Here is a 22591-nt window from a genome sequence, read left to right as displayed (position 1 = left end):
TTCTACGCAGGTGAATCATTACACTTTCTTCACTTCTGTTGCACCCACAAAAGCTTACTGGTGTCGTAGTGATACTCTTGCGCTTTGGTTAATATCTTCTGTTTTGTTGCTTCATCGATGCTTTTTGAGCGAGAAAGTATCCATAAGTATTCGCGGCTGGGTTCACCTATAAGTGCGTAGGTATAGTCTTCATCGAGCATCAACACCCAATAATTACCGTAAAAAGGTCTAAAGAAGCTCACTTTTAATTTTGAATGTGTCTTATCTTCTGCGTAGGCGATGCCTTGGGCTTCTTTGTGGGTTCCATCTTCTTTGGTGCATTGATTGAGGACGTTGATGCTTCCGTTTTCATTTAACGCGTATGTCGCCGACACATTGGTACAGCCTTTTTCAAACGAGTGGTCGTACCGTGCTATTTCATACCATGTGCCAAGGTATCGGGTTAGATCAACTTTTTCGACCGTTGGAAGTGGTGCATAGTGTTTTGCGCAGCCTAGAAAAATGAAGGAGCATATAAAAGTAATGAATATTTTGAACATAGAGACTCCCTTTTGAGTGATGTTAAAAGTATACACTCAAAAAAGGCTCTTTTGATGCTGATCTTAAATCTAACCTATGTGTTTAATATTTAGCATACATTAGAGACAAAAGAAGCCTCTCCTGAAGCTTCCTTGTTTTACATGTAAAACCTTACGCAGGTTTTTTAATCAATAATTTTTCCATATCTGATGTTGCATCATCGGTCAAATGCAAATTAAAGTTCTCTTGCAAAAATGAGAAGATGTCATCGTTCACAAATTGTGGTGGTTTTGGTCCTAGGTAGATGTTTTTGATGCCAAGGCTAAAGAGTCCTAGAAGAATAAGAACTGCTTTTTGCTCCATCCAGCTAAGAACGATAGAGACTGGTAAGTCATGCACCGTTACGCCAAGTGCGCCAGCAAGCGCTAGAGCGATGTGAACAGCGCCGTTACTGTCGTTGCATTGACCAAGGTCTAGGTAGCGAGGAATGCCTGTGTCTGCAACCGTTCCAAAGTCGATGTCGTTAAATCTAAATTTACCACAACTTGATGTCAAAATTACGCAGTCATTTGGTAAACTCTCTGCCATTTTTCGGTAGTATTCCCCGCCTGAGCCAGGAGCATCACAACCCGCGATGACGAAGAACTGGCTGATTTTACCTGCTTTGACCGCTTCAAGAATTTGTGGAGCAAGACCTAAGATGGTTTTATAGTGGTGACCCGTTACGAGTGTCTCATCACTGTCAAAACCTGTAACATCGGGGAGTGCTAATGTTTGAGCGATCACTTCGCTAAAGTCGTTATTGTGGATTTTTTTGCCCTCTTTGATGCCGACGATGTCGTAGGTATAAAGTCTATCGACATAGGTTGATGTTGATTTTGGAGGAACGATACAGTTGGTGTTCACGATGATGGTTCCGTCCCATTGCTCAAAGAGTTTGGTTTGGTCAAACCATGATTTACCGATGTTACCTTTAAGGTGTGCGTATTTTCTAAGTTCTGGGTAACCATGCGCTGGAAGCATCTCGGAATGGGTGTAGATGTTGATGCCTTTACCCTCTGTTTGACGTAAAAGCTCTAAAAGCATGTCAAGGTTGTGACCACTGACCAAGATGCCTTTGCCCTCAGCCTTGTTTTGAGAAATGCTCACAGGCGTTGGAACACCAAGGTGAGACGTGTGTGCTTCGCTTAGGATGTCCATCATTCTAACACCCGCAGAGCCGATTTTCATCAGTTGAGCGATGTGGTCGTCAAAGTTGAAGTTAACGTTGGTAAGGGTGAAGTAGAGTGTTTGCGCGATGACGTCATCGACTTCTTTGGTGTCTGCACCAAATTCATTCGCGTGTGTTCTATAAGCACTGAGCCCTTTAAGACCGTAAATCATGATGTCTTGAAGTTTCGCCAAGTTGGCATCTTTGCCGCACGTTCCCGCATCTTGACCTTTTGAACCACAGCCACCGATTGCACTCATAGAGCATTGATCACATAACATGTTTAAAGACATATTTTATCCTCTTTCAAAAATTTCCAGCATCTTAGCAAGAGGAAATATTTATGTCATTGATTGATCTCAATCAAGACTTTTACATGTAAGAACTGGATTTTTTCCAATCAATGATAGCATCGGGGTGCATGGGGCGTGCGATGCCGTAGCCTTGTGCTAACTCACAGCCATGCTTTAAGAGAAGCTCGGCATGTTCTTGTGTTTCAACACCTTCCGCAACGACACTCAAATCAAATGCTTTACTTAAGCCCACAATCGCTTCAACAATGGCAAGGTCATCTCGGTCATGCAGAAGATTACAAATAAAACTTTGATCAATTTTTAAAATATCGATTGGCAATTTTCGTAGATAACTCAGCGATGAATACCCCGTACCAAAATCATCCAGTGCAAAGCGAACTCCCAGTGCTTTACACGCATGCATGATTTGCGAAACATGCACCATGTCTTCCAACGCACTGGTCTCTAAAATTTCTAATATAATAAGATGTGATGGAACCTCTGGATAGCGAAGCAACATGGTTTGGATGTAATCCGTAAAGTTCGCATCTTGAAGTTGTCTCGCACCGACGTTAATGCTCACAGCGAGAGGTAACCCTTTTTTGATCCAATCACTCATCTGTTTAAATGCTCGCTCAATAACCCACTCACCTAGCTTAATGCTTAGGACATGATCTTCCACGATCGGCAAAAAAGCATGCGGAAGCAAAAAGCCTTGCTCGGGATGTTGCCACCGTATCAACGCTTCAACACTGATAAGTTCATGTGTTTTAAGATTTACTTTTGGCTGGTAGTAGAGAATAAATTCATCGTTTGCAATCGCAGATAAAATATTTCCAAGACTTGCATTTTGCTGTTGGATCGCTTTGTCATACTCTATATCAAAGAAGTGGTAACGGTTTTTCCCTCCCTGTTTTGACTGATACATTGCAAGGTCTGCATGCCTTAAAAGCTGTTCTGCATCCACACCATCTTTTGGGTACAGCGTAACACCAATGCTACTAGAGACTTGGATGATGTTGTCATTGATCACAATAGGGTCAGATGTTGCTTGCAAAAGACGATCTAAAATAGGTCTACACTCTTCTAAACTCTCAAGGTCCGTCAAAACAGCAACAAACTCATCACCACCAAGCCTTGAGATCGTATCGCCCTGACGAAGAGCCTCCTCCATACGTTCTGCAATAATGACTAAAAGCTCATCACCAATGTGATGCCCATATTGATCATTAATCGCTTTAAAACCATCAAGGTCTAAATAGACAACCGCTAACTCTTTTTTCCTTCGCTCTGTTTGCACCATCGCTTGTCTGAGTCGATCTGCAAATAAAACACGATTTGGAAGAGAAGTGAGCGCATCGTAATGAGCGATATATTCAAGCTGTTTTTCATGCTCCTTCATTGTTGTGATGTCTGTAAAAAGAGCGACATATGACTGGACAACCTTTTTTTCATCGTAGACAGCACTGATGCTGGTCATCTGAATATACACTTCACCCGACTTACGGCGGTTAGAGATTTCACCGTACCAATGCCCTTTTTCAAGGAGTGACTGCCACATTTGCTTGTAAAAAGAGTTCCCTTGTCTTCCCGATTTTAGCAGGCGTGGATTGTGTCCAATAACTTCTTCATGGGCATACCCAGTAATACATGTAAAGGTGTCATTGACCTCAACGATCTCGCCTGAAGCATTGGTAATCATAATACCTTCTCGCGCATACGTAAACACACTTGCGGCGAGTTTGAGTCGTGCTTCTGTCTCTTTGCGATCGGTAATATCATGCGATAACACAATAAAATGTGCCATGTCATGAGATTCTTTTTTCTTAGAAACCGAAAGCTCAAACCAAAAGAGTTTATGCGTTCCCTCTAAAGCATACTGAAACCCAAAGGCACGCCCTTTTTTATTGGCTTCCTGAAGTGCTTCCATAAAAACAAGAGCAACGTGACTTGGATAAATATCATTGACATTTTTACCAATAAAATTTTCCAACATAGAAGAAAAATGAGCATGCGCTCTTCCCACACGAAAATAAACGCCATCTAAACTCATTTCAAACAGCGTATCAGGAATAGCATCTATAGTGCTTTGCAAGCTATCTTGAGCTGAAAGTAGGTATTTTTCATTTTGACGTATTTGTTTGTTTTGCCTATACAACTGCACACCAATGCTCATAAGAAAAACAAGAAAAATAGATAATATTCCTGTGATGTAATTAGAATATCGTGACCAAAAATCTGCTAAGGTAAAATTGGGCGCTTTTTCAAAAGGTGGTACACGAAGCGTTCGCAGCGCATCTTCTACCCCTTTGTAATCCGCAGGAACTGTGAATCCATGAATATGAGCACGAGTAGCAGCTTCACTCTGGGAGGGAAGTGCTAAAAGCGCTACGGTTAAGTCACGCGCAATATGCTCATCAAAGTTTGGCACAACAACCAAAGGCCATTCGGGATAAAGTTTAGTAGAGTGAATAAATGGAAATTTTTGATCTGTTTGTTCATTGATAATTTTAATATCGGATAATGCTAATTTTCCCTCATGAATCATATCTTCAAGGACATTCGTACGCACGAATCCCACATCGGCTTTATGCGAAAGTACTGCTTCAATAACCTTGTCGTGGGGCATTCCTGTTATGACTAAACGTGTATCATGAGGAGCAATACCGCTATTTGCCAACTCATAGGCTTGCATCTGATACCCACCAAGAGAATTGGTATTGGTTACAGCAATCTGTTTATATTCTATATCATGTAATGTTAAAATCGGTGAATCGTGGCGTGTAAATATAACGCCTGCAAATTGGGTGAGTGTAAAATGATCTTTTTGTGTGATTTGTGTCACAAGAGGGGCAGAGAGTTTGAACTTATTTTTTAAAACGATGTAATGCCCTGGATTGGTCAAGATGATGTCAACCTCGTGATTGGCAACTGCTTGTGTGAATTCTGGATAATTATAGATTTGAAGGGATATAGGTTTCCCGATGGTATTTTGGAGGTAAGTTGCAAAAGGTTGCCACTGAAGTAACGCCTGCTCTTTTGGGCGAAACGCTAAAATTCCAAGGCGAAGAGCCTCTTCAGCACTCACATATTGACATAAGCAAAACAAGACAATTAAAATAATTTTTTTCATGATAACTCACTATAGTTTAACGAATTATCAAAACTTTTCACATTAGTATAGCACTATTCTGTTTATTGATATTTGTAATTCTTTCTAATTATACCATTTTTAAAATGTCATACTTTTGTTTCTTGACTAAACTTTGCCATATCGTCTTTCAGATGTTTTATATTCGGAAATAATAGCTTCTAATTCTCCCATTGAAAATTCAGGCCATAAGGTTTTTGTGAAGAAAAGTTCCGCATAGGCAGATTGCCATAGTAAAAAATTCGAAAGACGACAATCGCCCCCTGTTCGAAGGAGCAGATCCACAGACGGAATGCCTGCTGTATCAAGATGCGCTTCTAAAATCTCTTTGGTTATTTCACCCTTTACATGTAAAGATTTATTGATGGCGCGAAGAATCTCATCTTGGGCACCATAATTGATCGCCAAGATTTGCCTTAGCCCCGTGCAGTGCTGTGTTGCCTCTTTCGCATAAGCGATCTCTTTTTGCAAAGAAGATGAAAGTTTGCTCATATCACCAATGACATCAAAACAGATATTATTTTCAAGAAGTATAGGAATTTCACTGTGCAAATACTTGGAAAGCAGTTTCATCAAAACGCTAACTTCGGCTTTTGGGCGATTCCAGTTTTCAGTGCTAAAGGCGTAGAGTGTGAGGTATTTGATGCCCATTTTTGCAGCATATTTGGTAATCTCTCGTACCTTTTTAGCGCCTTCCTTGTGTCCAAAAGAGCGCTCTTTGCCTTGACGCTGTGCCCATCTGCCATTGCCATCCATAATAATTGCCAAATGCACTAAATCATTCATTCTTTACTTCTTTTGAGCTTACAATTTATGAGCGCCATTTTATCTTTTTTCTCTTTAGCCCACCTTGACAAATCTTGCCACTTTGACTAAAATTACACCATCACTACTTTTTAGAAATTCTCACAAAGTAGTCTCATAACAATCGACTCAAGCAACTCTATCTTTGGGAATCTTTCACCATATTAAGAGACTCTAGCTTCATGAACGATCAAACTAACAACAAAGAAGGCACAATGAGCGGAAACACTCCCACCTCAAACAATCAACCCTGCGCGAATACAGCCCAACCCAACGGTAATACAAATGGAAACGTACAAGCAAAACCAACACACTATAACAAATCACGAACCCATATTCCCGTAGATGGTTACAAAATAGAGGGGCTTCGAACTACGCCACTTGAAAAACTTTTAGAGATTGCTGCAGAACTTGGCATTGAAAACCCCAATGAACTTAAACGCCAAGATTTGATGTTTGAGATCTTAAAATCGCAAGTTAACCAAGGTGGATTCATTCTTTTTACGGGTATTTTGGAGATTGCGGGTGAAGGGTATGGTTTCCTACGTGCCACCGATGCCAACTTCTCAGACAGCGCCAACGATGCCTACGTCAGCAGTACCCAAGTCAAAAAATTTGCGCTTCGTACCGGTGACATTGTCACAGGACAAGTGAGACCTCCAAAAGACCAAGAGCGTTACTACGCCCTTCTTAAAATTGAAGCCATTAACTATCTCCCTCTTGTAGAGAGCAAAAAACGCCCTCTTTTTGAAAACCTAACACCTCTTTACCCTACCGAAAAAATTAAACTTGAATACGATCCAATGAAAATCACAGGTCGCGTACTGGATCTTTTTACCCCAATCGGTAAAGGTCAACGTGGATTGATCGTTGCACCTCCAAGAAGTGGTAAAACCGAACTTATGAAAGAACTTGCACACGGCATCGCTCGCAATCATCCTGAATCTGAACTCATTGTTTTATTGGTTGATGAGAGACCTGAAGAGGTGACCGATATGCAACGTTGTGTCCAAGGTGAAGTGTATAGCTCAACCTTTGATATGCCCGCATCGAACCATGTTCGTGTCGCTAACCTTGTCATTGAAAAAGCCAAACGTCGTGTGGAAATGGGTAAAGATGTCATTATCCTTTTAGATTCTATCACGAGACTTGCTCGTGCTTACAATACGGTGACCCCTTCCAGTGGTAAAGTTTTAAGTGGTGGTGTCGATGCCAACGCGCTTCATAAACCAAAACGTTTTTTTGGAGCGGCGAGAAATATCGAAAATGGCGGCAGTTTAACCATCATCTCAACAGCATTGATCGAGACTGGAAGTCGAATGGACGAAGTTATCTTTGAAGAGTTTAAAGGTACAGGTAACAGCGAAATTGTTCTTGATAGAAATATCTCAGATCGAAGAATCTACCCAGCGATTAATATCATGAAATCTGGCACACGTAAAGAAGAACTTCTTCTTACCCCTGATCGTCTTCAAAAAATTTGGGCTCTTAGAAGTGCTATCAGCCAAATGGATGACATTGAAGCACTTAAATTCTTGTATGCAAAAATGCTTAAAACCAAGGACAATGAAGAACTACTCTCTATTATGAATGACTAGACTTTTTTTAAAAGTCTAGTTCAGAACGTCAAAAAAGCAAAACTTTTTTGATTGAGTTAGCCACTATGACACTAAAAATTGCCAAGGATATTGGCAGAGCAAGGTTTTGGAAAAAATCTCAAAATAGTGTAAAATTGGTTATAAATTAGATAAAGGTCTTTACGTGTCACATCAAGTACTTGCTCTAAAATATCGTCCTTCATCCTTTGATAAGCTAATCGGCCAAGAGTCGATTACTCAAACGCTTAGTTTAGCACTTAACCAAGATAGACTCTCTCATGCCTATCTCTTTTCTGGGCTTCGTGGAAGTGGAAAAACTTCAACAGCACGTATCTTTGCTAAGGCTCTTGTCTGTGAGCAAGGTCCAACCTCAACACCCTGCGAAGTGTGTGAACACTGCTTAAGTGCCAACGAAAACCGTCATATCGACATCATCGAGATGGACGCAGCATCCAATCGTGGTATTGATGACATTCGTGAACTCATTGAAAGTACCAAATACAAACCTACCAGTGCGCGTTTTAAAATCTTCATTATCGATGAAGTCCATATGCTGACCACGCAAGCGTTTAATGCGCTTTTAAAGACACTGGAAGAGCCTCCAAGTTATGTGAAATTCATCCTTGCAACCACTGATCCTCTAAAGCTTCCAGCAACAATTTTATCGCGTGCACAGCACTTTCGTTTTAAACAGATTAAGCAAAGTGACGTCGTTAATCACCTTTGCCATATTCTCCATCTTGAAAATATTGAATATGAAAAAGAGGCATTAGAGATGCTCAGCCGTGCAGGCAATGGTTCACTGCGCGATACGTTGACTCTCATGGATCAAGCCATTATTTATTCCAAAGGCTACATTACGCCTGAGAATGTTGCAACGATGTTAGGGCTTTTAGATCCTAATCAACTTGAAACAATTTTTACAACGATTTTAAGTGGCAATAAAAATGAGATGCTCGGCATTATTAAAGAGCTTGAAAGTTATGAGTGCGAAATCGTCATAGATGAGTTAATTGCTTATCTTAAAAATGCCTTTTTTGCACAAGATCGCCGTTTTTCAACACTGCTGTATGAACGTTTTTTCAAGATTCTCAGTGAATCTAAAAGTCTTTTGTACATCAATGCAAACAACGGTTTTGTGCTCTCGTTAATCTTCTTTAAGATGATTGAAGCAACCAACATTAAAACCATTGAAGAGATGATCGACTCACTTGAAAATGAAAAATTTCGCCTTCCAACAACGGCTCATGCTAAAACAGATGTTTCAGAAGCACCAACAACTCCTGTGGAAGTTGAAGAAACATCTTTACATGTAAAAGATCAAGGCGTCACTTCGGAGATGCTTTTTGCCCGCCTGTGCGACAAATTGCTCGATCGTAACGCGGAGCTAGGTGATTGTTTTAAAAAGCATATTCGGTTTGATAGTTTTTCAGAAGAACAGCTGATGCTCAGTTCAAGTGCAGAAGGAGAAGCGAGTAAAACGCTGAATACTCATTACAGCATTATCAAGCACTTTGTCCAAGAGCTTTTTGGTTTGGAAACAAAAATAAAAATCACTAAAATGCACGTGCTTCCACCTGAGCCAAAACCTGAACCTTCGTTTGATCCTAACTATGAATTGCAAATGAGTGAAGCAGAACTGAGCGCAAACGATCAAAGCGCTTCGATGATCGAAAGTGTAGCGTTTGAAGATGCACCTCAAAGCGACAGCTGTGCCGCAGGAGCCATAATGGCAGGTCAACGGGAAATTGACGCTAAAGAAGTTCTTAATACCCCTTTCGTTCAAAGAGCAACAGAGCTTTTTGACCCACAAAAAATTCAAATTCACCAAAAGGTTTAATGATGGAAAAAATCCTGATTATTAACACAGGTGGCACGTTTAATAAACGCTACAATCCTCTTAAAGGTGAGCTTGAAGTTCCACAAGATGGCATCGCCGTAGAGTCCATTTTACGCTACTGCTATAATACCTCCTATGAACTGTTGAATATCATTCACAAAGACAGTCTTGAGATGAGTGAGGAGGATCGTGAATTGATGGTTAAAACCATTCAATCTTCACAATGTCATAAAATTTTAATTGTTCATGGTACGGATACCATGGATGTTACCGCTACTTTTTTAGCGTTACATGTAAAAGATAAGATCATTACCCTCACAGGTGCCATGGTGCCTTTTAGCATTGATACCGTTGAAGCAACCAGCAATTTCATGATGGCGTTGGGTGATTTAATGTGCCGAGAAAAAAATGGGGTCAATCTTGCCATGCATGGGGCAATTGCCAGCCATGGAAGTATCTATAAAAATAGACAAAAAGGAATTTTCGAGCTCTGTTAAAGGGCTCGTAACTCCTCTGTTTTACGAAACAGAAAGTGACTCATGACAATTACATAGTACGGATAGATCACAACCCCTAAAAAAGGAATCACCGTTAGGGCAAAGCAGATCAAAGAAATCCCTCTCATTTGCCCCGCATATAATTTCTTCAACGCCAAATACTCTTCTTTAGAATTAATCATTGAAGCGACATCTAGCACCAAAAGTTTATGAAACAGATAAAATACAGGCACTAAAAGCACAAAGTTAAAGAGTGGAATAAAAACTAAAGGTGAAAGTAGCAAAAACATCAATGTTGTCCACAAAAGCGTTTTAAGCACTATCCACACGTAACTAAGCAAACCAATGCCTCGAAATGCCACACTAGGATAATAGAGTATGCCTATCTCTTTGATAAAATAGCTTGCAAAAAGTCCAACAATCACCGAATAGACCATCAAAAAAAGATAGTAAACAACCATAGCAGACGTAAAGAAAAAGAGAATGGCTACAATCGTTTTGGTGATGAAAAGGAGTGAAATCATACTCAAAAACCAACTCTGTTCCACACTGCCTTCAAAACTCTGTAAACTCTGTGCAATCCATGCAGACAAAGCACCAACACCTCCAAAAAGAAGCCAAATAGCTCCAATAAAGACGAAGAGTGTGAGAATAAAAGAGAGGAGAGAAATCAGCAAAACTCTTGGAGAAAAAGTATCCCCAAGAGCCAGTGCGAAAATATTCGTTTTGGGTATTGGTTGTGTCATTATAATTTACTGAATCGTTTGACCATTAACACTAATGGCACCATTTTTCATTGCTATTTCGTAAATGAAAAAGTCACCTTCCTCTTTTCCTAATGCAAAATCTTCAGCGGATGTCAGACCCAAGCTCTCAAGGGTTGCACGATCTTCTTTATGAACTTTGACTTTGGAAGTAATATCTAAAAGCCCAAGAAGTGCGAGAGGACTTTGTTTGTCACTATAGTTATTTTCTGCCACAACCAGTGTTGTGTCAATGCTGACATCTTTAAGATTGATCATCTCTGTGCTAAACCCTTGCAGTGCAATCCCTAAATCAAGCTTCACCCCATGATTGACAAGTGCTATAAAATCATCAATAAGAACTTTATCTTCAAGCGGTGTTGTTCCAAGAAGCAACATATTATAATCCGCTTGTACTTTTTTCATTGTATCCGAATTAATGCCTCGTAAGAAAAGTTTTGCAAAAAGTTTTTTGAGTGTGATATCTGCACTACTGTTATTGAGAGCAATATCATCAAACGTATAGTCTGCTTTGATTTGAAGATCTTTTTTGACATCTTCTACACTACTGTTGGCTTTGAGCGAACCTAGATCAAACTTGGCATTGGTATATTCATCATTAATTTCAAAAGCGTACTTACCAATTTTAAGGTCACCTTTGTTATTGAGATCGTCTTGATAGCTAAAGTTATAAACAAAGTCTTGAAGCTCGCTTTTAAACATAAACATATCACTGTTAATGCCAAAATTTTGTTTGCCAACACCAAGAACACCTTGAACACTACCACCACGTTCTGTCAGTGTCAGCATCTGTTTTTCCGTATCAATGCTCAGAACAGTACCTTCTGCTTTGATCTCTTCTTTGATATCTTTAAATTTCACGTCTTTGAGTTTTTGGTCACTACCAAATGTCATATCAAGCGCTAAAACACCTCGCGTTAAAAGGGGTAAAATGGCATCACTTGCCACTTTATCATTCGCAATGGATTCCTGAATAGAACGAGGTAATTGATTAAGACTCAAAGAGACTTTGACATCGCTGGGTAAAAAATTTGAATTCGTTATCTCACCTTTAAATTTTAAACCATCAAATGCGTCATTGATACCCTCATCAGTTTCCGTTTTCAAGCTTTCTGCAAAGAGCTTATATTGAGCATTTTTTTCAACCAATGTCGAGAGCAAAAAGTCGCGTGCTTTTTTCGCATCAACCACTTCAAGACTAAAGGTTCGTGTGCCCGTCATGTAACCGCTTTTACTTAAAATCTCTAGTTTTTGACCATTTTGTTCAAGCAATACTCTGTTGGTTTCTATACTACTGTCAACTTTATGCGAAACAACAAGAGGTGTTGCAGCTAATGCTGCCACCACAACAGAAGATATAACGATATATTTTATTTTTGACATACAGGGCCTTTATTATTTATAACCTATAACATAATAGGTATTTTTGTTAGGAACTTTTTCCAAAGTAATTTTGAACTTTGTGGCCCATTTACTAATTAACTCATTCACCTCAGCAATGAGATCTTCACCTGTAGCTTCATTTTTGATTTTAAAGTAATCTTTGTTACTAGAAAGCGCCACAAATGAGTGGTGAACTTTGAGGGCATCATGCAGTGCAAGAAGATGTTTTTCAATATGTTCAAAACCTATAGTATTGTTAATAACGCGCTCAAGTTGCGCTTGTGCATTTGGAGTAACCCCATAACCTAGTTGTGTTAAGATCGCCTGTTTTTCCATACGTTTTTTCCTTTTAATATTTTTTATTCGTCAAAATGCAAAGTTCTCTAGCGTTTTTGTGCAATGAGTACATCTTCAATCATTTTTGAAATATCACCATCCAAAATATTGCTCACTTGAGAATACGCAATATTGCTTCGAGTGTCTTTCACTTGCTGATACGGTGCTAAAACGTAACTGCGAATCTGATGTCCCCAGCCATTATCACTTTTTTCAACACCATCTTTCACAGCTTGTTGTTTTTCAAGCTCATATTCATACAAACGAGATTTCAACATTTTCATAGCGGTTGCTCTATTTTTGTGCTGAGATCTGTCATTTTGGCACTGTACCACAATACCGGTTGGCATATGAGTAATTCGAATCGCACTGTCCGTTTTATTGACGTGCTGACCACCCGCTCCACCAGAGCGATAGGTATCGACTTTAAGATCACGATCTTCGATGACAATGTCAATATCATCATCCACTTCAGGAGAAACCATGACAGAACTAAACGATGTGTGACGTTTTGCATTGGCATCAAAGGGACTAATACGTACCAAACGATGAATACCATTTTCGACCTTGAGGTAGCCATAAGCATTTTCCCCACTGATGATAAAGCTGACATCTTTAAGCCCAGCCTCTTCGCCCTCTTGGTAGTCAAGGACTTCGACTTTAAAGCCTAAGCGCTCTGCCCATCTTAGATACATTCTGTATAAGATACTCGCCCAATCTTGACTCTCAGTTCCACCAGCGCCTGGATGAATAGAAATAATAGCATTGTTATTGTCATTTTCACCACTGAGCATCATGGCAATTTCTAAATTGGTGATATGATCTTCCAAATGGTGTGCATCTTTATAAAGCTCTTCCAGTGTTGTTTCATCGTTTTCACTGTTTGCCATTTCATATAAATCCACGGCATCCACAACAACCGTATTTGCTTTGGTATAACGATTGAGTAAAGAGTTGAGTGCTGTTTTTTCTTTTTGTAACTCCGCTGCTTTTTTGGCATCATTCCAAAACTCAGGGTTTTGTTCAATCGTTTCGATCTCTTTAAGCCTTGAGATCAGCTCATCTGGCTTAATAATCTGTGCGATGTTATCCACTTTTGTGGTTAATTTTTTGAGAAGTTCGGTGTATTCGTAACTATCCAAATGGTTTCCTTTTGCTATAATACTCGCTTCAATTTAAGAGACCTCCAACAAAAGCCGTTTCTTAGAAGTCTAGTCTTATATTTTACTCAAAAGTGCCTAAAATGAAAATAGTAAAAACGATTGATGAACTCAAGCTCGCTAGAAGCGAGTTAAAAGGTACCATAGGCTTTGTTCCAACTATGGGAGCATTGCACAATGGACACCTCTCTTTAATGCAAAATGCTGTAGCTCAAAATGATCATGCCATTGTCTCTGTATTTGTCAACCCTACCCAATTTCTAGTAGGAGAAGATTTTAATACCTACCCTAAGCGTACTCAAGCCGATATTAAAATTTGTGAACTTGCAGGCGTAAGTATTTTATTTATGCCGACCCCTGAAGTAATGTACTCCTCTCTCGAGCCAAGTATCCTAGCACCAAGCGCTAAAGCCTATATTCTTGAAGGACTAGCTCGCCCTGGTCATTTTGATGGTGTTTTACGTGTGGTTCTGAAACTGTTTAACTTGACCAAACCAACACGGGCTTATTTTGGTAAAAAAGATGCGCAACAACTCTATTTGATTCAAAATATGGTTAAAAGCCTCTTTCTGGATTTGGAAATTGTTCCTTGTGAAATCGTCAGAGAAGATGATGATTTAGCGCTTTCTAGTCGCAATGTGTACCTAAATGCAAAAGAGCGCCAAGAGGCACTTTTACTGTGCGAATCCCTCAAAGTGGCAACCCATGACATTATCGCTGGAGAGCGTCATATTGAGGCTATTAAAGCTGAAATGTTGCGCACCCTAGCACCTTTACATGTAGAATACGTGGAAATTTTAAATCGTGATTTTGATACAATAGAAACCATTGAAATAGGCAACTCCATCATTCTCGTCTGCGCCAAAGTTGGCACGACTCGCCTCATTGATAATTTATGGATTTAAGGAATACATTGAAAAAACTACATTTAGTCTCACTTGGCTGCAACAAAAATCTCGTTGACAGTGAAGTCATGCTTGGCAAACTTCAAGCCTATGAAATGTGCGATGACCCAAGTCAGGCCGATGTCTTGATCGTCAATACGTGTGGCTTCATTGGACCTGCGAAAGAAGAGAGTCTTAACACCATTTTTTCACTGCATGAAGCCCGTAAAAAAGGCTCGTTGCTTGTGATGGCAGGCTGCCTTACCGAACGCTACAAAGAAGATTTGACGAAAGAGCTCAAAGAGGTTGATCTGTTTACGGGCGTGGGGGATTATGATAAAATTGATGAAATCATCGCACTTCGCCAAAACCGTTTTAGCCCTGCAACATACCTTTTAAACGAAGAAGAACGTATTATTACAGGCTCAAATGCACATGCGTATGTCAAACTTTCCGAAGGCTGTAATCAAGCGTGTAGCTTTTGCGCTATTCCTGGCTTTAAAGGCAAACTCCATTCTCGAACATTGGAATCTTTAGTGAAAGAGGTCAAAGCACTCGTTTCAAAAGGTTTTTATGATTTTAGCTTTATCTCGCAGGATAGTAGCTCCTTTCTTCGTGATGTGGGCGAAAAAGAGGGTTTGATTAAACTCATTGAGGCCGTAGAGCAAATCGAAGGCGTGAAAAGTGCGCGCATTTTATATCTTTATCCAACGACAACATCCAATGCTTTAATTGAGCGCATTATTAGCTCTCCCCTCTTTCATAATTACTTTGATATGCCGATCCAACACATCAGCGATTCTATGCTTAAACGTATGAAACGAGGGGCTGGACGTGAGCGTATCATTGAGCAACTTAACCTTATGCGCCAAGCGCCCAATAGCTTTATTCGCACCAGCTTTATTGTGGGTCACCCGGGTGAAAGTGAAGCAGAGTTTCAAGAGCTTTTGGACTTCACCAAAACGTTTGATTTTGATCGTGTGAACATCTTTGCCTATTCCGATGAAGAAGACACTTCCGCTTATGAAATGGATGAAAAAATCGACACCAAAACGATCAATAAACGCATTAAACAACTTGACAAACTCGTCCAAGCCAAAACGAAAAAAAGTTTTGAAAAAGAGGTCGGCAAAGAGGTGATCATCTTGGTTGAAGGAGAAAGTAGCGAGCATGAGTTTTTTATGGGCGCACGCGAGCTTCTCTGGGCACCGAGCATTGATGGCGAAGTCTTGGTTAATGACTCCGATATTGAGAACATTGAAGTAGGCCTTTGCTACCGTGCAACGATTACGGAGTGTGCGGGAGATCAACTCATTGCAACCATTACCTCTGTTGCATAACGCAACGATTGACCTTCTTAAAACATCCAAAAATCTTTTGGCATTCTCAGGCGGTGGAGACTCTACCGCCCTCTTCTTTTTACTGCTTGAGCAGAATATCCCTTTTGATATTGCCCATGTGAATTATCAAACAAGAGAGCAAAGTGACGTCGAAGAAGCGTATGCAAAAAAACTTGCCGATACTTACAATAAACAACTTTTCACCTTTACATGTAAACTTGAAAATGCCAATTTTGAACACTCTGCGAGGAAAGAGCGTTATACCTTTTTTGAAAACATCATCCAAGAACATGGCTACAATTCACTTTTAAGCGCACACCATTTAAACGATAAACTTGAATGGTTTTTAATGCAGCTAACTCGTGGTGCTGGGCTTGTTGAATTATTGGGTATGCAAGAGATAGAAGAGCGAGAGCATTACACGATGATCCGACCTCTTTTACATGTCAACAAAAAAACACTTCAAGCCTATCTTGAAAATTATAAAATTACTTACTTTACTGACGAAAGCAACACCTCTTTCAAACATGTACGCAACCAATTTCGCCATCACTATGCCAATCCGTTGATCGAAAATTATGAGGAGGGTATCGCTAAAAGTTTTCGCTATATGGAAGAAGATGCTAAACGTCTTTTACCCCATCAGGCTACTCGCATCAAAGACTTATTTCTCCTTCCCAAAGATGAAGATGACCTGATCAATATTCGTCATATTGATAAAATAGTCAAACTCCTCGGTATTCTCTTATCAAAAGCGCAAAGGGATGAGATTTTAAAAACGAAGAGCTGTGTGGTGGGTGGAAAAATTGCAGTCTGTTTTGAAGAAAAAATGATTTTGATAGCACCGTATCTCAAGCAAGCTATGGATAAAAAATTTAAAGAGAGGTGCCGTCAAGCACGCATTCCTTCAAAGATTCGCTCTTACCTCTTTACTTCGCATATTGATCTTAGCGCGTTGCGTTTAGATCATACACTTTAATCTTAAAGGTAGAGCTAATATTCTCTTTTCCAGATTCTAAATGAATAGGGAAATCTGCTTGAACAATACTGGAATAGCGGTTAAGTCCCTCTAAAAAGTTATAAAAATTTGTGGGTGTTTTCAATGTTGATGTTACATTGAGCTCGTACTCAACAAACTCTTTTTTATAGTCTGATTTGGTTACTTCTGTTAAAGAAACTTGCTTAAAGAATGTTCCCGCATAACGAATAAACTCTTCTTGTGTAAAAGGATGCTTGAACGCACTCATTATATGGACATTTTCTGCTTTGAGTTTGGAAAGCTCTGCTTCTCGCTCTAAGAAAAGGTTCTCAACTCTGGTTTTATGCACCAAGACCCGTTTATATTCTGCTTGAAGAACACGATGCTCTTTTACATTAGGAATAATGAGTAAGAAAACAAAACTAAAGGTAATGATGATAAACACCATCAAAAAAATGAGCAATTTCATAATATCTATTTTTTCTAAGCTTCTATCAAGGCTATTCACGGAAACCATCCTCGCCAAGAATTTTATTGATGCTCACAAAATTATACCAACCCTCTTTGGTTAAATAAAATGTCGTATTGCTCGTGTGAAAAATTGATTTTAAAGGAGCTGCTAACAAGAAATTAAAAGTGTCTTGTGTTGGTGAGACACCGTATAAAATAAGTGAGTTTCGCTCCATTTGAACTTTATTCAGCGTAATTTGATCCGGAACTAAATCAAAAAGATTTTTCATACTCTCTTTAAGCAGGGTATTATTGGAAAAGATCTCTTCAGAAATCGCTTTTTGGCGCAAAATAAGACCGATAGATTCATCATCTTCATCAATTTTTTTCTCTAGCATTTCACGCTCTTTCGTCAAATCAACGACACCATGTTTAAAAGAGCTCATCTCGATCACGATATAAAAATTGAAAATAATCATAAAGCAGGACATCAAGCTAATAAAAACAAGCCACATCTTACTAAAGAGTGAAAAGAAAGGTTTTGCGCGTGGTGCTATGAAACTTAGTCTCATTTAAAAACCTCTTTTATAGCTATATCGCACATACGATCACTGACGTCTACTTTATGGATTTCAACATCCATCATCAATTCATCTTCAAGTTGACGAATTAAATCAGAACTAATCTCATAGCCATCAAAAATGATAATCTCATCAATAAATTCACTCACATACAAAGGGTTATGATAATACTCTTCAAGCGATGATTTGAGATATTTGTACACTAAAAGATCGCGCCCATAAAGCTCTAGGCTCATATCTTCTTCTTTAACATCCTTCATCTCTTTATAAGGACTTATTGCTTTGTCATCAATATCTGAAAAGGAGTCAGTGGAGCGTAAATCATCAATATCTTCCAATTCGCCTAATTCCCCAAATTCACTGAGTTCTTCTATACCTTCATGCTCGGTATCTTCGTGCTCTTCAGCACTGATTTCTGGCATCTCATCAGAACTAACAATATCATCTTCTTCTTGCTCATTTTCCCAATCGTTGACATCGTTACTGCGTGTAAATGAAATATCGCTTTGTGTCTTAAAAAAGGCTCCAAAGTGAAGCTGTTTCGCCTCAAAAATGGCTAAAACAAAAAAATCTTGGCAATTTAAAATATAACAGGTTGGTTTATTTTTAAGCTTTTGGGAAACAACAAAATCACTGAGTATAATAAAAGGCGAATATACAAGATCAAGTCCTACTTCAGAAAAAAGGTTTTTTGCCCATTTAATTTCAATATATGATGCGTATGCTGACCATTGGTTAAACATAGCAACATGATGAACATTTTGTAAATCAACATTATGCTTATGAAAACTTGTATTGCCTGTTCCCGAGATAGCACCTTGTCCTAAAGAGCTTAATAAAAAAGCGATATACACGAATTGATACTCTTCTTGCAAAGAAATCAGATAATTTTCAAGTGATTTATCAAGCGCGTCAAGTGGAGGAGTCAACTCAAATGTTTTGGAAAAAGTTCTAATAATGGCACCATTTTTAAGTACCTTACAACTTAATGTACATTCTGTTTCACTTAACACAATAGCCACAAAAAGGTTCTGAAATTTTTTCTGAAGAACAGTTCTTATGCCCATATTACTGACTCTTTGTTCACATTACGACTCTTGTGTTAATTTGAATTGATACTATATATTAGACTAATATTGCTTAAGTTTTGTAAAATATCAAGCAAAAGTAATACCATATCCCCAAAGGGACTTACACCGCATGCTCTAAAAGTCGCTTTTGGATCAATGATTTTGCCTCTTCAAGTGAGAGTTCATGAACATAGAAAGGATTACCAAAATAGAATTCTATCGTACAAAATGGTTTAGGAATACAAAAGTGATCCCAACTCTTCATGCTCCAATACGAGGTTGGATTGCAATTCATGGTAATAATCGGTACTTTTTTCATCATTGCAAGCACTGCGGCACCATCGGCTACACTGTGTCTTGGCCCTCTTGGTCCATCAGGGGTGAGAGCGATATCGCGTCCTTTTTGAAGTGACTTTAACGCCTGCCTTAAAACAGAAGCCCCTCCCTTGGATGAGCTTCCACGTATCGTTCCTCCACCAAAAAGCTGCATTAGCCTTGCGGCCAATTCACCATCAAAATGACTACTGACAATGGTATCAGCCTCTACACGTTTCGTATAGTATGTGTAAGCTGCGGCTGCCATCAGTATCTCGCCATGCCACAAAACATAGATACTCGGCGTAGCAGAACCATTCTGCGGACGATAAAATTTCTTTTTACATGTAAAGAATAAAAGTTTAATCAATGCATAAATAAGAGGTGGAACAATCCACACTAAGAGTTTACGTTTAAACTCTTTAGAGAACAATTTCGCCATAGAGGGAGAGACGTTTTGGGTTGGTAATTTTGATATTTACGGTTTGTCCCAATAAACTCTCATCACCTTTAATCTGAACCAGTGCATTATTATCACTTCGTCCTGCTAAAAAACCACTATTACGCAGTTCATCAATATAAACAGGATAAATTTTATTGAGGTTTTTCGCGGCAATCTCATCTAAAATTTCATCTTGTAAAAGTTGTAATCGCTCTAAGCGCTGTGACCCTACTTCCGAATCGATTTGATTGGTAAACTCTGCCGCTTTGGTTAGAGGTCTTGGCGAGTATTTAAAGGCGAAAATCTGTTCAAATTTCACGTGTCGCATGACATCCAGTGTATCTTCAAAATCGGCATCACTTTCCCCTGGAAAAGCGACAATAATATCGGTACTAATAGAGACATCAGGAATCATTTCACGAAGTTTTAAAGCTCTATTTAAAAACCACTCTTTGCTATAACCCCGTTTCATCTGCTCTAAGATATGCGTGGAACCACTCTGCAATGGCATGTGCATTGACTTACATACTTTTGGATTATTGGCAAAAGTCTCTAAAAATTTATCATCCATATGCAGGGGATGGGGAGAAGTAAAACGAATGCGCTCTACTTCGGGGATTTCACTGATAAGGTTAAGTAGGTCTGAAAAATCCATGGAACGCTCTACGTTACCGCTAAAACGTCTGCCATAATTGTTTACATTTTGACCGAGTAAGAAAATCTCTTTAGCCCCATTTTGAGCAGCTTTGCGTGCTTCATTGACAATCAATTCTGCAGGAATGGATATCTCATCGCCTCTCGTTTGCGGGACGATGCAGTAGGTACATTTTTTATCACACCCAATGGAGATATTCACATACGCTTTGTAAAGACTATTGCGATACTCGCCAAAAGCGTACGTACTCTCATCATAATCGGTGTCGACACTTAAAAATTTTTCGGTATTAACGGCAGTGGAGATTTTGGAGACATTACGTGCTCCAATGACAAAACTCACATAGGGAGCCCGTCTAAAAATCTCTTTTCCTAAGTGGCTTGCGGTACATCCGCATACACCAATTTTTGCACCCTCTTTTTTTTGAAGGTTATACTTACCAATCTCTGAAAACAGTTTACTCACAGGCTTTTCACGTACACTACATGTGTTGACCAAAATAAGATCTGCCTCTTGCAGACTATTGGTCAAGACATAATTTTCTTTATCACCTAGTTCGGCGATAATGTGCTCAGAATCTCGCACATTCATCGCGCAACCAAGTGTTTCTATATAAAGTTTCTTTTCCTCTAAAATACCCAAAATATAGCCTTAAAGAATGTGTACTTCGTACATATAATCGCTCTCACCCAAACCGTAGCGAATATCTCTTAAATAGACACTAAACCCTTGTGCTTCAAAGTGTTCTACCAAGCTTACGAGGTCTTTATGAGAGTTTTCTTTATCAAAATAGAAGATCTTTTGTCCCTCTTTTTCAATAATCTCGGTCACTTTCTCCAATGTAATTGTCTTTGGTTTTCCATTAATTTCATTTCGTGCTAATTTGATTTCCATTGTAAACCTCTTTTCTATCGCAAAAATTATCGTATGTGTACAACACGCACAAAGATATATCGCGAAGTATACTTTAATTTCAATAAATTCCTCATTAAAAGCAAACAACCACCTTCTCATAAAGAAAAATAAAAGAAGATTTTAGTTATAATCCTTACTCTTCACCGCAATCGTTTAAATTTCCATTTTTGATTTTTCATCATTGCGATTACACCATGATATAAAAATACGTATCTTTATTAAGGAAACCTATGGAAAAAATTATAGACATTATAGAATCTATTGCCCATGAAAAAGGGTTGGATATTAACGAAGTTAAAAATACCGTTACACTTGCTCTTGTCAAAACAGCCAAAAGAATTTATGGCGCAGAATACGAATATGGCGCAGAAATAGACCCAGCCACTAAAACACTTAAACTCTATCAAAAAGTCATTGTCGTTGAACCTGATGATACAAGACTTTTAGAAGGTAATGAAAATTTTATTGCTATTAAAGATGCTAAAGAGGTTGACCCAGAGATCGAAATTGGTGATGAACTTACCTATGAATTGCCACTTGATAATCTAGGAAGAACCGCAGCAGCAACGCTTCAAAAAGAGCTTGAATACCACATTCAACGTCTCCTTGAAAACAATATTTTTGAAAAATATCAAAAACTTGTAGGCAAAACTGTTTTTGGATCTGTCGTGCGCGTTGATAACGATGAAAATACCTATATTGAAATTGAAGAAATTAGAGCGGTATTGCCACGCAAAAACCGTATCAAAGGTGAAAAATTTAAAGTCGGCAACGTGGTCAAAAGTGTCATTCGTAAAGTTCTCATTGATAAAACACAAGGAATGTATGTCGAACTTTCTCGTACCAGTCCAAAATTTTTAGAATCTCTTTTAGAACTTGAAGTTCCTGAGATCAAAGATGAACTCATTAAGATTATTGGCAGTGCTAGAATTCCAGGAGAACGCGCAAAAGTAGCACTCAGTTCATTGCACCCTAATATTGACGCTGTTGGGGCAACTGTCGGTACAAAAGGTGTGAGAATTAATGCGGTCAGTAAAGAGTTACATAATGAAAATATTGACTGTATCGAATACTCCAATATTCCTGAAATCTTCATCGCACGTGCTCTTTCTCCTGCGATTATTTCCAATGTCAAAATTCAAAATGGTAAAGCCATTGTAACGCTTCCAAGCGATCAAAAATCAAAAGCAATTGGTAAGAATGGCATCAATATTCGTCTTACTTCGATGTTAACAGGATTTGAAATTGAATTGGTCGAATCGGGTGGAACAACTGCAAACAGTGATGCAAGCAGTGATGAACAAGCAGAACAACGTGATCCAAACGCCCTTAAAAACCTTTTTGGCGGACTTTAAGAACTTCTTTACATGTAAAGCTTTTTTGCTTTACATGTAAAACTTTTTTG

General features: G+C 38.9%; 21 protein-coding genes. 7 read left to right on the top strand and 14 right to left on the bottom strand.

The annotated features are described in order from the left end of the window. Positions 1-29 precede the first annotated feature (29 nt). The 4 genes from FA584_RS02660 to uppS all read right to left on the bottom strand — a co-directional run bounded on the left by FA584_RS02660 (position 30) and on the right by uppS (position 5959). Entirely contained in the window at positions 30-539 is a 510-nt protein-coding gene (locus FA584_RS02660) for a lipocalin family protein (protein ID WP_096045869.1), read from the bottom strand. Positions 540-690: 151 nt separating this feature from the next. Then, on the bottom strand, positions 691-2022 hold the full coding sequence (gene hcp, locus FA584_RS02655; RefSeq protein WP_167750143.1) for a hydroxylamine reductase: 1332 nt from the start codon (positions 2020-2022) through the stop codon (positions 691-693). A 79-nt stretch (positions 2023-2101) separates the two neighbouring features. Further along, on the bottom strand, positions 2102-5155 hold the full coding sequence (locus tag FA584_RS02650; protein WP_167750142.1) for an EAL domain-containing protein: 3054 nt from the start codon (positions 5153-5155) through the stop codon (positions 2102-2104). 126 nt (positions 5156-5281) lie between these two features. Continuing rightward, positions 5282-5959, bottom strand: coding sequence for a polyprenyl diphosphate synthase (uppS, locus tag FA584_RS02645; RefSeq protein WP_096045866.1), 678 nt, complete (start codon positions 5957-5959; stop codon positions 5282-5284). Between the two features lie 233 nt (positions 5960-6192). Between uppS and rho the strand changes: the two genes are divergently transcribed. The 3 genes from rho to FA584_RS02630 all read left to right on the top strand — a co-directional run bounded on the left by rho (position 6193) and on the right by FA584_RS02630 (position 9912). After that, positions 6193-7575 (top strand): transcription termination factor Rho, encoded by a 1383-nt coding sequence (gene rho / locus FA584_RS02640; protein ID WP_191342075.1) that lies wholly within the window; start codon positions 6193-6195, stop codon positions 7573-7575. Between the two features lie 163 nt (positions 7576-7738). Then, positions 7739-9415 (top strand): DNA polymerase III subunit gamma/tau, encoded by a 1677-nt coding sequence (locus FA584_RS02635; RefSeq protein WP_096045865.1) that lies wholly within the window; start codon positions 7739-7741, stop codon positions 9413-9415. A gap of 2 nt (positions 9416-9417) precedes the next feature. After that, a complete protein-coding gene (locus tag FA584_RS02630; RefSeq protein ID WP_096045864.1) occupies positions 9418-9912 on the top strand; it encodes an asparaginase domain-containing protein in 495 nt (164 codons plus the stop codon). Here FA584_RS02630 and FA584_RS02625 read toward each other — a convergent pair. Genes FA584_RS02625 through prfB form a run of 4 tightly spaced genes read right to left on the bottom strand, consistent with a single transcriptional unit; the run spans position 9909 to position 13537 of the window. Further along, positions 9909-10658 (bottom strand): EI24 domain-containing protein, encoded by a 750-nt coding sequence (locus FA584_RS02625; RefSeq protein ID WP_096045863.1) that lies wholly within the window; start codon positions 10656-10658, stop codon positions 9909-9911. The genes FA584_RS02630 and FA584_RS02625 overlap by 4 nt on opposite strands. Positions 10659-10664: 6 nt before the next feature. Next, positions 10665-12059, bottom strand: a complete 1395-nt coding sequence (locus tag FA584_RS02620) for a YdgA family protein (RefSeq protein ID WP_096045862.1) — start codon at positions 12057-12059, stop codon at positions 10665-10667. Between the two features lie 12 nt (positions 12060-12071). After that, positions 12072-12395 carry a hypothetical protein gene (locus tag FA584_RS02615; protein WP_096045861.1) on the bottom strand — a complete coding sequence of 108 codons (324 nt, stop codon included), beginning with the start codon at positions 12393-12395 and terminating at the stop codon, positions 12072-12074. 47 nt (positions 12396-12442) lie between these two features. Then, on the bottom strand, positions 12443-13537 hold the full coding sequence (gene prfB, locus FA584_RS02610; protein ID WP_096045860.1) for a peptide chain release factor 2: 1095 nt from the start codon (positions 13535-13537) through the stop codon (positions 12443-12445). Between the two features lie 101 nt (positions 13538-13638). Between prfB and panC the strand changes: the two genes are divergently transcribed. Genes panC through tilS form a run of 3 tightly spaced genes read left to right on the top strand, consistent with a single transcriptional unit; the run spans position 13639 to position 16758 of the window. Continuing rightward, complete coding sequence (gene panC / locus FA584_RS02605) at positions 13639-14460, top strand: pantoate--beta-alanine ligase (protein ID WP_096045859.1); 822 nt, start codon at positions 13639-13641, stop codon at positions 14458-14460. Positions 14461-14468: 8 nt separating this feature from the next. Beyond that, a complete protein-coding gene (gene rimO, locus FA584_RS02600) occupies positions 14469-15779 on the top strand; it encodes a 30S ribosomal protein S12 methylthiotransferase RimO (protein WP_096045858.1) in 1311 nt (436 codons plus the stop codon). Then, entirely contained in the window at positions 15736-16758 is a 1023-nt protein-coding gene (gene tilS, locus FA584_RS02595) for a tRNA lysidine(34) synthetase TilS (RefSeq protein WP_228448092.1), read from the top strand. Before rimO ends, tilS begins: the two co-directional genes overlap by 44 nt. On the opposite strand, the gene FA584_RS02590 is transcribed toward tilS, so the two are convergent. The 6 genes from FA584_RS02590 to FA584_RS02565 form a co-directional block, all read right to left on the bottom strand. Further along, positions 16727-17266: a hypothetical protein gene (locus FA584_RS02590; RefSeq protein ID WP_087437782.1), complete on the bottom strand. Its 540-nt coding sequence runs from the start codon at positions 17264-17266 to the stop codon at positions 16727-16729. The genes tilS and FA584_RS02590 overlap by 32 nt on opposite strands. Further along, on the bottom strand, positions 17259-17780 hold the full coding sequence (locus tag FA584_RS02585; RefSeq protein ID WP_087437781.1) for a PilN family protein: 522 nt from the start codon (positions 17778-17780) through the stop codon (positions 17259-17261). Before FA584_RS02585 ends, FA584_RS02590 begins: the two co-directional genes overlap by 8 nt. Further along, positions 17777-18856, bottom strand: coding sequence for a DUF8341 domain-containing protein (locus FA584_RS02580; RefSeq protein WP_096045856.1), 1080 nt, complete (start codon positions 18854-18856; stop codon positions 17777-17779). The genes FA584_RS02585 and FA584_RS02580 overlap by 4 nt, the downstream gene beginning before the upstream one ends. A gap of 124 nt (positions 18857-18980) precedes the next feature. Further along, positions 18981-19616, bottom strand: a complete 636-nt coding sequence (locus FA584_RS02575) for a lysophospholipid acyltransferase family protein (RefSeq protein WP_096045855.1) — start codon at positions 19614-19616, stop codon at positions 18981-18983. After that, the gene (gene miaB / locus FA584_RS02570) at positions 19597-20862 is read right to left on the bottom strand and encodes a tRNA (N6-isopentenyl adenosine(37)-C2)-methylthiotransferase MiaB (protein WP_245391479.1); all 1266 of its coding nucleotides are present in this window, start codon (positions 20860-20862) and stop codon (positions 19597-19599) included. The genes FA584_RS02575 and miaB overlap by 20 nt, the downstream gene beginning before the upstream one ends. A 60-nt stretch (positions 20863-20922) precedes the next feature. Further along, positions 20923-21165 (bottom strand): HP0268 family nuclease, encoded by a 243-nt coding sequence (locus FA584_RS02565; protein ID WP_087437777.1) that lies wholly within the window; start codon positions 21163-21165, stop codon positions 20923-20925. Between the two features lie 251 nt (positions 21166-21416). Here FA584_RS02565 and nusA point away from each other — a divergent pair, with 251 nt between their 5' ends. Next, entirely contained in the window at positions 21417-22541 is a 1125-nt protein-coding gene (gene nusA, locus FA584_RS02560; protein WP_096045853.1) for a transcription termination factor NusA, read from the top strand. The last annotated feature ends 50 nt before the right edge of the window (positions 22542-22591 follow it).

Source organism: Sulfurospirillum diekertiae (genome assembly GCF_011769985.2).
Classification (GTDB): domain Bacteria; phylum Campylobacterota; class Campylobacteria; order Campylobacterales; family Sulfurospirillaceae; genus Sulfurospirillum; species Sulfurospirillum diekertiae.
This window is presented reverse-complemented; position numbering and strand designations above follow the sequence as displayed.